The following is a 13454-nucleotide window of genomic DNA, read 5'->3' on the forward strand; positions in this document are numbered from 1 at the left end:
GGATGAATTATAAAATAACAGATATCGTTTGCATTTTACAGGCAAAGTGCGATATAGTACATGAGTGTACGGTATCGGATTTATTAACGGATAGTCGTTCTTTGACTTTCCCCGAAAAGACTCTTTTTTTTGCATTGGTGACAAAACGTAACGATGCTCATCGATATATAGGAGACTTGTATAGAAAAGGTGTCCGTAATTTTGTCGTGAGTTCTTTACCGGAAGACCGGAAGCAGATGGCAGATGCCAATTTCCTTTTGGTAAAAGATACCTTGTCTGCTTTGCAAAGTCTTGCGGCTGCACATCGGAAACGTTTCAAGATTCCGGTGATAGGAGTTGCCGGGAGTAATGGGAAAACCGTAGTAAAAGAGTGGCTTTACCAGTTATTGCATGAGGATTATAATATGGTGCGTTCTCCGCGTAGTTATAATTCGCAGATCGGAGTGCCGCTTTCTGTTTGGGAGATCGATGAGAATACCGAGCTTGCCGTTATTGAAGCCGGAATCTCCAAGCCTGGAGAAATGGATAAGTTGGAAGCGATAATAAAACCGACATTCGGTATTTTGACTTATTTAGGAGATGCCCATCAGGAGGGATTTTCTTCGATGCAGGAGAAATGTATTGAGAAACTTTCTCTTTTTACGCATTCCGAATCGGTTATCTATGATGGAGATGATCCCTTGATTGTAGATTCTGCCGAAAAAATGTGCATGGGAACACGAGAAATAGCTTGGTCGAGAAAAGACAAAGACAGAGCTTTGTATATTTCTAAAATTGTAAAAGGAGAAGATTCGACCCGTATCGATTATGATTATTTGCGTTTTTCTTCGTCATTTACGATACCTTTTGTAGAAGATGCATCGATAGAAGATGCGATACATTGTCTGGCGGTTATGCTTTACTTGGGTAAAACCGGAGAAGAAATTGCAGCTCGCATGTGTAAGCTTGAGCCTGTCGCTATGCGTATGGAGGTAAAAGAGGGTCGTAATGGTTGTCTTATCATTAATGATTCGTATAATTCGGACATTAATTCTTTGGATATTGCCCTTGATTTTCAGAACAGGCGTTCGGCGGCACGGGGAATGAGACGTACGTTGATATTGTCGGATATATTGCAATCGGGAATGTCGCCCGATGAGTTGTATCGGCGTGTTGCCGAGATTGTCATTCATAAGAAGATCGACAGGTTTATAGGGATAGGCCGGGAGCTTTTGTCATATAAATCCCTTTTTCCTATGGAAACCGAATTTTATTCTACTACCGGAGAATTTTTGGCGTCAGGGGCGGCAGAGTGTTTCTCGAATGAGCTTATTTTGATCAAGGGCTCTCGGAATTATCATTTTGAAGAGATTTCGGAGGCTTTGGAATTGAAGCAGCATGAAACGATTTTGGAAGTGAACCTGGATGCAATTATAGATAATTATAATTATTATAAACAAAAGCTGAAACCTGAAACTAAAATTATTTGTATGGTGAAAGCTTTCGGTTATGGAGCGGGTTCGTATGAGTTGGCTAAAACTCTGCAGGATCGGGGATGCGATTATCTGGCCGTGGCTGTGGCGGACGAAGGTGCTGAGTTGAGGAAAGCCGGCATAACGATGCCGATTATGGTTATGAATCCTGAAATGAATAGTTTCCGTACGTTGTTCCGCTATTCTCTTGAACCGGAAGTTTATAGTTTTAAATTATTGGATGCTTTAATATATGAAGCAGAACGACAGGGAATTATGCGTTATCCGATACATGTCAAGATAGATTCGGGAATGCATAGACTCGGATTTACATTGGAAGATATGCCACGTTTGTCGGAGCGGCTGAAATCTCAAACGACAGTGATGGCACGATCTGTATTTTCTCATTTTGCCGGAAGCGACGAACCTCGTTTCGATGCTTTTTCACGTCAGCAGATCGCTTTGTTTAAGGAGTGTGCCGTTGCGGTGCAATCTGCTACTCCCCAACCGGTAATGCGGCATATTCTGAACACTTCCGGAATTACCCGATTTACCGAAGAGCAGATGGAGGCCGTTCGTTTGGGTATCGGCCTTTACGGCATTTCGGCTTGCGGGATGGATACGGACTTGCGTACTGTTTCGACGTTGAAAACTACGATTTTACAAATTAAAGAACTGGAAGAGGATCAGACGGTAGGATATAGCCGACGTGGAGTACTTACACGTCGTTCTCGGATTGCCGCTATTCCTATCGGTTATGCAGATGGATTGAATCGGCATTTGGGTAATCGAAAAGGGGCAGTTGTCGTTAATGGGAAGAGAGCGCCGATTGTCGGGAATATATGTATGGATGTTTGTATGATCGATGTTACGGATATCGATTGCAAGGAAGGAGATCGTGTGGAGATATTCGGGGAACAGTTACCGGTAACGGAAATTGCAGAATGGCTACAAACGATTCCGTATGAAATATTGACCTCGGTTTCTTCCCGAGTGAAGAGGGTATATTATAGAGAATAAAATATATATATTTGCATCATATTATGTCGTAAATAGATTTTCAGACATCTGTTTGGTGATCCTTATTGGGATAATATTTATCTTTTTCGAAAATCAGGATGCAGAAACAGTCGGGATGCATTGTCAGGTATATTCCTGACTAATGTTCGCCATTGATAAATAAAGGTATTATATATAGAATAAAAATTTTAATCACGCAATTCAGAAATTGATGTAATATGAAATCTATTTGCGAATTTTACCAAACAGCAAAAGGCTTCATTTGTCTTCTTATGCTATTTAACGCTTGCCTGTCTTCCTGTGATGATGATAATCTGCTGGGCAAAACTACGGTAGACGGAGGTGTCGAGTTCTGCTTTAACTTGCCGAAGACTCGTGCCATCATTGACGAAGAGACGGGTAGAGGAACTTTCGAGAACAATGATGAGGTGGGACTGTACGCTGATGAAAACGGTAGTCATCGTTACCATCAGCTCACTTTACAGGGAGGACATTGGCAACCTTTTCTCAAACCTTCGGATTTAGGCAAGAGTAAGGTCATGCTTACAGCTTTTTATCCGGCTCCGCAAACTCCTGTTGAACCGGAGTTACACGTCATTACCTGTGCAGTGCAGACTGATCAAAGCAGTGAGGAAGGTTATCTACAGTCGGACTTACTCGGTGCGCAACATGAAATGATAATGAATAATTCCGATAAAGAGGTTTCTATGACGTTTTGTCACCTGATGCACCGATTGAATATCTCTCTTACCGGACTTGATACAAATGCTTCTGATTTTGCCTTAGAAGTGTACGGCCGCACGCAAGGTTTGTTTAATATTTCTGCCAAAGGCTCATTGCAGCCGGACGAAGACTCTCCGGAGGAATGGATTATCCCACATAAAACGGGCGATGGTAGATATATCTGTCTGATTGCTCCGCAGCCCGTTGACATTGGTGAGGATCGAATACGCATCGTGTGCAACGGTAAGACGTATAATTACAAATTCTCGGATGGTATAGTAGGTGATTCGCAGAATTTAGAATCGGGAAAAGAAACCAACGTTCAACTTCGGTTTACAGAACAATCTGGTGAACCTTCAGATGGGGACTTTGCAGGTAAGAAGCTTTGGCTGTGGGGTGTTGAAAGAGAAGGACATCCCCTGCCGGTTTTCGATGAAAACACTGCGGAGTATGCTTATATTGGGACTCCTGAGAAATTTCCTGTCGGAAAATGGTTTCATGTCTTACCCGATGATCTTTCTACCTGTTACCTGTCGTGGCAAAAAGATTATGGTTGGTACGACTGTGACAAATTTAATCCGGAAGCGGGAGAAGATCATGAGGGACCGAAAGACGGACACATGTGCTGGGCAGCTTCTGCTTCTAATAGCCTGCATTGGTGGATGTACCACAACCGTGATTATATCGAAGAATACGACAAAATGTACCCGGAAGAGGACGAGCTCATGGCCTCTTTTATCAGGCCCTCTTATGAGTTTAACGGTGTGCTGGGAGAGGATGTATTCACTTTTTTCCGAGAAACTTGTCAGGATAGAGCAGGTTATGCCCCTTTCGGTATCAATTGGTTCATTACGGGGTATGGCAAAAATATTCCTTACAAAAACATGTCCGTTGCCAATAATTTTAAAGGTTTCTTCCGGCATGCATTCAGCAAAGAAGATGTGATAGCCACCACTGAAAAACCCCTTACAAAGGAGAAGTTCAACAATATCATCAAGAGAGCGCTCGAAAATAAACAATCGTTGACGTTTAGTGTGAACAGCACGGGTGGTCACGCTATGACTATCTGGGGAGTGGAGTTTGATGAACAAGGCATTGTATCAGCCCTCTACTATGTGGATAATAACGATTATTACAACTTCGAAGTTTCAGGTAATAGTATCCCTTACCAGCATCATCGTTGTATTCGCAAAATTGTCCGCTATCAGGATGATATTTATAAACCTATTCTTTTGGGCACTGGTACAGTGGCCATCACTGATGTGGGGACGGTTGACCTGCGCCGTGATATATGGGAGAAATGGGAACAAAGCTTAAACAGATAATTATAGAATAAATCGAATTATGAAGAAACTCTTTTTATTTCTAACGGTTGCGGCTCTTCTGAGTGGCTGCGATCACAGTGATGAACAGTCTCCGATTGTTGAAACAGGACGTATTGATCTCCGTCCGGGTATTGAGGCTCTTACGCGTAGTCCGCACTTGGATGCGGATGGCTCCGGCACGTTTGCCGATGGAGATGTGTTCTCACTCACTATTTCAGTCAATGGTACTTATACCGAGATGAAGGACTATATGATGCCCTCTACTATACTCAACTGGGAAGATCTCAAGTTACCCGATGCTACAAAAGAAGTTTGTTTTGCGGGTTGTTATCCCAAGCATGATGAGGAAATGGGAAGTATTTTCGTATTTAATGTAAACCATGCCGAAGGTGAGGAAAAGGACCTGTTGCTGGCTCCCGCTGTTAAGGTAGCGACAGGCAGTGCTTCTCCTATTAACCTGCCGTTCTATCACGCCATGCATAATCTCGTTATCAAGTACAAGTCCACTGATTATACCGATGAAGAATTGAATTCCATTCAAACCACTCTTGATGGTATTGCTGAGTGCAAGATAAATTTGGTGACAGGAGAGGTTATTGATATTGACATTTTACCCGAAAGCTATATTCCGCAGATTGGCAAGGAAATTTCTACACTGGTTGTTCCGCAAGCAAAAAGTTCGGTTTCCCTGCAAGTCTGTATCGGTGGAAAGACTCATATATATGAACTTGCAGATCTGCCTGAAACGACTGATAAAGGACAGCGTATCATTCGTTTGGACGGTGGTAAGCAACTGGAAGTGGTGCTTGCTGTCAACAAGAGCGGCATTACTCTCAGTGGCATTACCATTCAGGGCTGGGAAACTCAAGGTAGCGTGTCGGACGACATCACAATCGAATAATTATAATGAAAATTACTTGATCTATAAAAAATTTTCATTCTCAATAGACCGTTAAAAAATATCATTTTAAACTGTAAGGAATAGTAAGTAAAGGAGTATCCGATCTTTTGGACACTCCTTTTTTTGATGTAGAACAGAACTTTAAACTCAGTTGTCTTTTTCTAAAAATCTGCACTTTGAATTGAAAAATCCGGGATTTTATTCTTCAAACGTTTTTTTCCCTCTTAAGAAATAATCTACGGTAATGTTTCGGTTAGTTTCGGGAAAGCTTTTAAGCAGGTTGGTTTTCGGCTGGAAGTTATACCGTTTTTTCATTTTCCGGTAGTCTATATGAGCTTTCCATACGGCTTTTACATTTCCCCATTCTCCCGATAAAAGAAATTTTCCCATTGCTGCCGTGTCCATAAGTCTGCGGATGAATAATAAAGATTTTCCTTCTTTGAGAGGAAGATTCTTATAAAGCATTAATAGATTATTTCTGAAATTGAGATATGTCTTTCGGGGGTTCGAGGCGTTTAGTGTTCCTCCTCCCAGATGGTAGACGGTACTTTGCGGGATAATTACAATTCGTTTGCCCATAAGATGTACTCTCCAGCAAAGATCGATTTCTTCCATGTGCGCGAAAAAATCGGCATCGAGACCGCCGGCATTCAAGTATTCTGCCCTCCGGATAAATAGACACGCTCCGGTAGCCCAGAATATATCGGTTATCGAATCATATTGTCCGTAATCTTTTTCTATCGTGTCGAATATCCTTCCCCGGCAGAAAGCGTAGCCGTACCGGTCGAGGAATCCTCCGGCCGCACCGGCATATTCAAAATAATTTTTTTGTCGGTATGCTTTTAATTTTGGCTGGCAGGCAGCAACGTCTGTATTTTTGTCACAGTATTCGACAAGCGGTTCTATCCATGCAGGTGTGGCTTCTACGTCCGAGTTCAATAATACTACGTATTCGTATTCGAGTGCTTTGATGGCTCTGTTATACCCTTCGGCATACCCGTAATTTTGCGGGAATGCCATGATTTTTACTTCGGGGTGATTTTTCTGTATCCATGCGATAGAATTATCGTCAGATCCGTTGTCTGCAATGATAATGTCCGCCAATTCGGGATTCGTATATCGGCACACGGACGGGAGGAATTTTTCCAGAAGAGCCAATCCGTTCCAATTCAATATGATGACTGCAACTTTTTTCAAAAGAGAAATTTTTATAAGTTTGATAAATCGGTTATCAGGAGCGTTTATGTTTCCAACGATTATGAGTCCATAACCAATATTCCGGCGCACGAAGTATTGTTGTTTCCATCATTTCCATATATTTGTTCGTAATTTCGAATTCTTCGGTCTCTTTCGGATTTTTAGATATTTCCCGGATTGTTACGGAATAATATCCTCTTTTTATTTTTTCGACATCGAAATAAAAAACGGAGAAGCCGACTTTGTGGGCGATTTTTTCGACTCCGGTAAATACCGGAGTGTCGTGGTTCAAGAAATTTACCCAATGGTGTATATTTGCCGGAGAAGGAGTTTGGTCTGCCATAAATCCGGTGATAGACGGTCTGCCTGAGGATTTATAGCGTAAAATACTTCTTAGCGTGTCTTGTTTGGCAATACATTCGGAATGGTATCTCCCCCGAAGTTTGAGAAAGAAACGATCGAACCATTTGTTTTTCAGAGGACGATATATTTGTGCGAAAATTACGCTTCCTTTACGCATCCAGAGAGTGACGGACGGAACAAATTCCCAGTTGCCGTAATGTCCGAGCAGCATCAGGCATGAACCTCCGTTATCGACAATTTCCTGTAATGCTTCTGTATTGTGGAATTTTACCCTTTTTCGAGTCTCTTTGTCGGAGATATGGAGTAATTTGATCGTTTCTACGATATAGTCGCAGAAGTGATGGTAAAAAGCTTTTTCCATCCGACGGATTTCTTTTTCGCTTTTTTCAGGAAATGAATCTTTCATATTTTGATATACCAGTTTTCTCCGGTAACGTACTATGTAGAACATCGGAAAAAATAGAATATCGGATAATATGTATAATATTTTCAGCGGTAACAGAGCATGTAGCCAAAAATAGAAATACAACGGAAAATAGAGGATATTTTCGGATGTTTCTTTTTTCATATCTACGGGTTTATTCGATAATTCGTGTTACGGTAAGAGCATCTCCTGTTTCATTGAAGTCTCCTAATAATATTTTGCATGTCGTGTTTACCCTGTTTTTCTCGTAAGGCATTTCGACACGGATATAGTTGTCTGTGAATCCGTGCATAGGCGCTCCTTTTTTGGGGTGCTCGAATAAAACAGGTCTCGTTTTTCCTATTTGGGATGAATAGAATTCGTGTGTCTTTTTTTCGGAGATCTCAAGCATCTTTTTACATCGTTCGTGTTTTTCTTGGGGATTTACTACATGATCGATTTTAAGAGCTTGTGTATTGGGCCGTTCTGAGTAAGTAAATACGTGCAACTGAGAAATATCGAGCCCATAAACAAATCGAGCAGCATCGTTGAAGAATTGTTCGGTTTCACCTCTCACTCCGACAATGAGATCGACTCCTATAAATGCATCGGGCATTACAGATTTGATTTTTTGTATCTTGCTCTTGAAGAGTGCGGTATCGTATCGGCGATGCATCAGTTTAAGTACCTCGTCGCTTCCCGATTGCAACGGTATATGGAAGTGAGGAGCGAAACGGCGGGACGTTGCAACATAATTGATGATCTCATCGGTAAGTAAATTAGGTTCTATGGAAGAAATCCGGTAACGTTCTATACCTTCTACCCGATCTAAAGCTTTTACCAGATCGAAAAATGATTCTCCGGTCGATTTTCCGAAGTCCCCGATATTGACTCCGGTGAGAACGATCTCTTTTCCGCCTGACGCTGCGACAGTTTCAGCTTGCTTTACCATTTCTGCGATCGATCCGTTTCTACTTCTACCTCTTGCAAAAGGAATAGTGCAATAAGTGCAGTAATAGTCGCAACCGTCCTGTACTTTCAAGAAATAGCGGGTTCGGTCTCCTCGAGAACAGGAGGGACTGAAAGTCCGTATGTCCTGACTTTGCGTGGTGATGATCGTTCCGTTACCTTTTTGTTTATGCAGATCATCCAGATAATCTAATATATTTAGTTTTTGTTCTGCTCCGAGAACTAAATCTACATCGGGAATATGTGCTATTTCTTCGGGCTTCAGTTGGGCATAACATCCGGTTACTACTATAAATGCCCCTGGATTTTGTCGGGCGATTTTTCGAATGGTTTGCCGACATTTTTTGTCGGCTAATTCTGTTACCGAACAGGTGTTGATAATACAGATGTCAGCTTTTTCTCCGTTTCTGGCTTTGCGGATTCCCTGTTCTTCCAGAATCTTTCCAATCGCGGAAGTTTCAGCAAAATTGAGTTTACACCCTAATGTATAATAAACTGCTGTTTTATTTTCAAAAATTGTATGATCGATCATTAATGGGACTGTAATACATATTAAAAACGAAACAAAGTTAGTCATTTTAAGGCAAAAAGCATCGGTGCTGTAACATTCCTTAGCTATATTATAGGGAGAATACCAACTATTCATTATAAATTTGCAGTTCGACATAACTTAATTTGCCATGATCGAGGAAAATTTTATCAAAATCTATGAGAAAAGTTTTAAGGAAAATTGGGATCTGCCTGCATTGACCGATTATAATACGAGAGAAACTTTTACTTATGGAGAAGTTGCAGAGCAAATAGCCCGTTTGCATCTGTTATTTAAATATTGTCAGATTAGGCGTGGGGACAAGATTGCTCTTGTCGGCCGTAATACTCCCCGATGGTGTATAGCTTTTATGGCTGCGGTTTCTTATGGAGCAATTATCGTTCCGATATTGCAGGATTTTAATGCAAATGATGTTCAGCATATTGTTAATCATTCAGATTCTGTTTTGCTTTTTGCCGGAGATTTGATTTGGGAAAATCTCGAAGTGGATAAACTGAGCCAATTACGCGCGACTATTTCTTTGGTGGATTATACTTGTCTTGATCAGCGGGACGGAGAATGTATTACTCAATGTTTGGGTGATATGGATAAGTTGTTTAAAAAAGCATATCCTAAGGGTTTTACGAGAGACGATGTCCGTTTTGCCGAATTAACTAATGACAAGGTAATCTTGATTAATTATACTTCGGGAACGACAGGTTTTAGTAAAGGGGTAATGCTTACGGGAAATAATCTCGGAGGAAATGTGTGTTTCGGAATATCTTCGAAACTTCATTTTTCAGGAAGTAAATGTCTTTCATTTTTACCTTTGGCACATGCTTACGGATGTGCATTCGATTTGTTAGTACCTTTGGCTGTCGGTACGCACATTACATTATTGGGGAAAATTCCTTCGCCTAAAATATTGTTGAAAGCATTGGAGGAAGTGAAACCTAATTTGATTATTTGTGTACCTTTGATATTAGAAAAGATATATCGGAAGCAGATATTGCCGATGTTGAATAAACGTCCGTTGAAATGGGCTCTTAATGTTCCGTTGCTCGACTCCCGTATTTATGGGCAGGTACGAAAAAAACTGGTGGATGCTTTCGGTGGACGTTTTGAGCAGGTAATTGTCGGAGGCGCTCCTTTAAATGCCGAAGTTGAGGCTTTTCTGTATCGTATTAAATTTCCGTTTACTGTCGGTTATGGAATGACAGAATGCGGTCCTTTGATCAGTTATACTCATCATTCTGAATTTATACCACGTTCTTCTGGACGAATTCTTGAAGGATATATGCAAGTGAAGATCGACTCTTCTGATCCCGAGCTGATTCCGGGAGAAATTTGTGTACGAGGTGAGAACGTAATGGCCGGTTATTATAAAAATCAGGAAGCGACCGAAAAGGTGATCGATAAGGATGGTTGGTTGCATACCGGCGATATGGGCACGGTGAATAACGATGATACCATATTTATAAAGGGTCGTTACAAAACAATGATTTTAGGAGCGAACGGACAGAATATTTATCCAGAGGAGATCGAGTCGAAATTGAATAATATGCCGTTTATAATGGAAAGCCTTGTTATTGAAAAGGATGGACGTTTGGTTGCTTTGGTATATCCTGACTATGAGGCTGTTGATGATTATGGAATTGCGAATGAAGATCTGCCGGTAGCAATGGAGGAAATTCGGAAAAATTTAAATAAGGAGGTTGCTCCGTATGAACAAATCGCTAAAATACATCTTTATCCGACTGAATTTGAAAAGACACCAAAACGGAGTATAAAACGGTATCTTTATACAAATTTTTCTCCGATATAGTATTTTGGAAGAAAAAAGTTGACTTTTTTGAAAAAAAATGAGTTCAAGTGATACAACATTAGAAAATAATCTATACCTTTGAACCGTTTTTGAAGCAATAATTTATTGTTTTATATTTAATTTAAAGAAAATGAAAAAGTTAGTCTTGTTCTTCGCTGTTGCATTTGCAATGTCATTTGCAGCTTGTTCTTCTAAAACTACTAGCGACGCTACTAGCGCTGATTCAACTATGGTTGATTCTATTTCTGTAGTAGAAGAAACTGTAATCGTTGATTCTGTAGCTGCTGACTCAGCTGCTATCGTTGATTCAGCTGCAGTTGTTGCTGAATAATTTAGCGATAAGAACAAAAAGGAGTAAATAGAGTGGTTCTGAGAAGAGCTGCTCTATTTTTTTTTATTTTTGCAGTAGAAAAAGTGTGGATGTTATTGGAAATTTAATATTGTAATGATATGAAAAAGATAATATTACTTTTAGTTCTTTTAGTCTTTTGTTTTTCTTTACCTGCTAAAAAGTTAGAACCGGTTCGTACGAGTGTTGGCAAGTTGAATGTATCCGTTGATCCAAGGACTGAGTTGTTAGGGGTGATACAGATTATGGCCGATTATCCACTCGTAACTAAAAATTCACCTTATAGTAATGAGGTAAAAGCATATTTTGAGCCTATGAAAGATTCGAAGGCTGTTGAAGTGACGAGAATGCTTTTACAAGAGTATGGTTTTAGTTATGATGCTCCTGTGGATTTTATATTGCGATTGTCCCAACCTCTTCAATTAAAAAGAATCGTACCTTATTCTGAGGATGTGAAAAATCGTGCTGGAGGAGAAGCCAATCTTTCTGTATATAGAGATGCGATTCGCGATTTTGCAAAAAAATCCGGATTTGAACATTTTTATGTATCTAAGAAAGAGTTTTATGAGCGTATTCTTGCATCAGTTCGTGAAATGTTTCAAGGTCGGGACTTAGTCAAAACAGTAGAAGAGTATTATAAAGATAGTTGCAATAGTTATAATATGATTATATGCCCTCTTAACGGGAACCATAATTATGGTCTGAGATTGAAATCGAGTAATGACAAATATGATCTTTATCCTGTGATATGTGGGGAGGGGAAGTATAGAGAACGATTTTTTGATAATGTTATTTTGCATGAATTTAATCATTCGTTTGTTAACCCATTAACAGAAAAATATAGAGATAAGGTTGAGTTAAGTAAAAAACTTTTTGAGCCGATAAGAGAATTTATGACTTCTAAGTCGTATGGTGAGTGGAAAATAACGTTAGATGAACATATTGTAAGAGCTGTTGCGGCAAGAATGATGGAAATGTTGTTCGGTAAGCAAGTCGGAGCGGAATGGGTAATTTATGAAAAAAAACAAGGCTTTGTATATATTGAGCCGATTATTGAAAGTTTAAAACGGTTTGAAAGTCTCCGAGATTCTGATGGTGTAACATTTGCTGAATATTTTCCAAACCTATTGTCGATGTTGGCCGATTTGAATCCTGTTAATAATTTTGATACTGCTGCTTTTAACGGTATTATAGATCGTGTTTTTAATACCGGAAAAATCGCAGTTGTCTATCCTACGGCAGATTGCAATCAAGAGCTTATATATAAAATAAAACAATATACAGCTTATGTAGCTGATTTTATAAAGCAAAAAAGTACAATAAAAGAATGTGTCGTGATATCTGATAGTGTGGCTTTGAGTAAACCTTTGGATGAATACGGAATATTATGTTATGGAACGATAGAGAGTAACTTGTTTTTGTCTCATTACAAAGAGACTTTTCCGTTTCAGATTAAAAATGGCGAACTTTTTGCTGATAAGAAATATAATGATCCGAGTCTAAGATTTATTACTTGCTTACCAAATCCGCAAAACAATAAAAATGGAATGATTGTATATACGGCTTTTAAGAATGATAATATTCTTGATATAAACAGTTATTCCCATGGAAGTTATAGCTATCATATTTTTAGCGGTAATCGGACGGTGTTGTCTGAAGGTTTTTATGATACAAAATCTGTTCCGTGGAAGTTTATTAAATAAAAGGTACTATCTATAAGTCTATGCTCGATTAAGATTAATTGGGGATAAAAGTTTAATAAAGAATATATTATTAAAATGGTAAAGAGGGGCAATTTAATTTTGCCCCTCTTTACTTATTTGTAATTTTTTATTTTTTTAAGGAACTTGATGTTCATAACCGAGAACGTCTATCAGCTTGAGATCGAAAATCAAGGTGGAATAAGGCAATATGACTGAAGAAGACATTTCTGCTCCATATCCTAAGTTTTGAGGAATAATTACCTGACAACTGTCACCGGGTTGCATACTTGTGAGAGCAATCTGAAATCCTTGTATGAATTGATCTACTCTTCCGGTGGTTGCACTGTCGGTATAAAGATAAGTCGAGTCGAAAGCTGTGCCGTTATACAGCATTCCTTTATACATGAATTTTACAGTGCTGTTGTTTAGCGGAGCGGGTTTTGTTCCATCACCTTTTTTGTATGTTTTCATCAGAATAAAACTTCCCGGATCCCAAACCGGATAAATTTCTGTGTAAACCGGAAACCCGTTTTCATCCGTTTCTGCCCTTTTCTGATTGAAGTAGGCCGCATTTTCATTTCTCCATTTCTGATATTGTGTCCATGTGTCTTCTTCATCGTCTTTACAAGACATTATGAAAACGACAATCAGTAATATTATAATTCCCGGAAATTTTTTCATCGTTTTTATTCCTTT

Annotated in this window: 10 protein-coding genes; 6 read left to right on the top strand and 4 right to left on the bottom strand. The window is 39.6% G+C overall.

What is annotated here, in order from left to right; all coding sequences use genetic code 11:
- Positions 1 to 2 precede the first annotated feature (2 nt).
- The 3 genes from QUE35_RS10345 (at position 3) to QUE35_RS10355 (ending at position 5420) form a co-directional block, all read left to right on the top strand.
- Complete coding sequence (locus QUE35_RS10345) at positions 3 to 2471, top strand: bifunctional UDP-N-acetylmuramoyl-tripeptide:D-alanyl-D-alanine ligase/alanine racemase (protein ID WP_022600657.1); 2469 nt, start codon at positions 3 to 5, stop codon at positions 2469 to 2471.
- Positions 2472 to 2689: 218 nt separating this feature from the next.
- Positions 2690 to 4519: a fimbrillin family protein gene (locus QUE35_RS10350; RefSeq protein ID WP_081705611.1), complete on the top strand. Its 1830-nt coding sequence runs from the start codon at positions 2690 to 2692 to the stop codon at positions 4517 to 4519.
- 19 nt (positions 4520 to 4538) lie between these two features.
- Positions 4539 to 5420: a fimbrillin family protein gene (locus tag QUE35_RS10355; RefSeq protein ID WP_022600659.1), complete on the top strand. Its 882-nt coding sequence runs from the start codon at positions 4539 to 4541 to the stop codon at positions 5418 to 5420.
- A gap of 198 nt (positions 5421 to 5618) precedes the next feature.
- Here QUE35_RS10355 and QUE35_RS10360 read toward each other — a convergent pair whose 3' ends face one another.
- From QUE35_RS10360 to mtaB, 3 genes are read right to left on the bottom strand one after another with little or no spacing between them, the layout of a single operon-like run.
- Positions 5619 to 6617, bottom strand: a complete 999-nt coding sequence (locus tag QUE35_RS10360) for a glycosyltransferase family 2 protein (RefSeq protein WP_022600660.1) — start codon at positions 6615 to 6617, stop codon at positions 5619 to 5621.
- A gap of 34 nt (positions 6618 to 6651) precedes the next feature.
- The gene (locus QUE35_RS10365; RefSeq protein WP_009319181.1) at positions 6652 to 7548 is read right to left on the bottom strand and encodes a lysophospholipid acyltransferase family protein; all 897 of its coding nucleotides are present in this window, start codon (positions 7546 to 7548) and stop codon (positions 6652 to 6654) included.
- A gap of 10 nt (positions 7549 to 7558) precedes the next feature.
- Positions 7559 to 8884, bottom strand: coding sequence for a tRNA (N(6)-L-threonylcarbamoyladenosine(37)-C(2))-methylthiotransferase MtaB (mtaB, locus tag QUE35_RS10370; RefSeq protein ID WP_022600661.1), 1326 nt, complete (start codon positions 8882 to 8884; stop codon positions 7559 to 7561).
- A 148-nt stretch (positions 8885 to 9032) separates the two neighbouring features.
- On the opposite strand from mtaB, the gene QUE35_RS10375 reads away from it, so the two are divergent.
- From QUE35_RS10375 to QUE35_RS10385, 3 genes are all read left to right on the top strand, one after another.
- The gene (locus QUE35_RS10375) at positions 9033 to 10706 is read left to right on the top strand and encodes an AMP-binding protein (protein WP_022600662.1); all 1674 of its coding nucleotides are present in this window, start codon (positions 9033 to 9035) and stop codon (positions 10704 to 10706) included.
- A 130-nt stretch (positions 10707 to 10836) separates the two neighbouring features.
- The gene (locus tag QUE35_RS10380) at positions 10837 to 11037 is read left to right on the top strand and encodes a PG1828 family lipoprotein (protein WP_009319178.1); all 201 of its coding nucleotides are present in this window, start codon (positions 10837 to 10839) and stop codon (positions 11035 to 11037) included.
- 119 nt (positions 11038 to 11156) lie between these two features.
- Positions 11157 to 12758 (top strand): DUF4932 domain-containing protein, encoded by a 1602-nt coding sequence (locus QUE35_RS10385; RefSeq protein ID WP_022600663.1) that lies wholly within the window; start codon positions 11157 to 11159, stop codon positions 12756 to 12758.
- 135 nt (positions 12759 to 12893) lie between these two features.
- On the opposite strand, the gene bamJ is transcribed toward QUE35_RS10385, so the two are convergent.
- A complete protein-coding gene (bamJ, locus tag QUE35_RS10390) occupies positions 12894 to 13439 on the bottom strand; it encodes a BamJ family beta-barrel-assembly machinery protein (protein WP_022390491.1) in 546 nt (181 codons plus the stop codon).
- Between the last annotated feature and the right edge of the window lie 15 nt (positions 13440 to 13454).

It is taken from the genome of Coprobacter fastidiosus (assembly GCF_030296935.1).
Lineage (GTDB): Bacteria > Bacteroidota > Bacteroidia > Bacteroidales > Coprobacteraceae > Coprobacter > Coprobacter fastidiosus.

Coding starts and splice junctions, on each gene's coding strand:
- QUE35_RS10380 (WP_009319178.1), top strand. CDS start 10,837: ATGAAAAAGTTAGTCTTGTTCTTCGCTGTTGCATTTGCAATGTCATTT.
- QUE35_RS10345 (WP_022600657.1), top strand. CDS start 3: ATGAATTATAAAATAACAGATATCGTTTGCATTTTACAGGCAAAGTGC.
- QUE35_RS10355 (WP_022600659.1), top strand. CDS start 4,539: ATGAAGAAACTCTTTTTATTTCTAACGGTTGCGGCTCTTCTGAGTGGC.
- QUE35_RS10350 (WP_081705611.1), top strand. CDS start 2,690: ATGAAATCTATTTGCGAATTTTACCAAACAGCAAAAGGCTTCATTTGT.
- QUE35_RS10375 (WP_022600662.1), top strand. CDS start 9,033: ATGATCGAGGAAAATTTTATCAAAATCTATGAGAAAAGTTTTAAGGAA.
- QUE35_RS10365 (WP_009319181.1), bottom strand. CDS start 7,548: ATGAAAAAAGAAACATCCGAAAATATCCTCTATTTTCCGTTGTATTTC.
- QUE35_RS10385 (WP_022600663.1), top strand. CDS start 11,157: ATGAAAAAGATAATATTACTTTTAGTTCTTTTAGTCTTTTGTTTTTCT.
- bamJ (WP_022390491.1), bottom strand. CDS start 13,439: ATGAAAAAATTTCCGGGAATTATAATATTACTGATTGTCGTTTTCATA.
- mtaB (WP_022600661.1), bottom strand. CDS start 8,884: ATGATCGATCATACAATTTTTGAAAATAAAACAGCAGTTTATTATACA.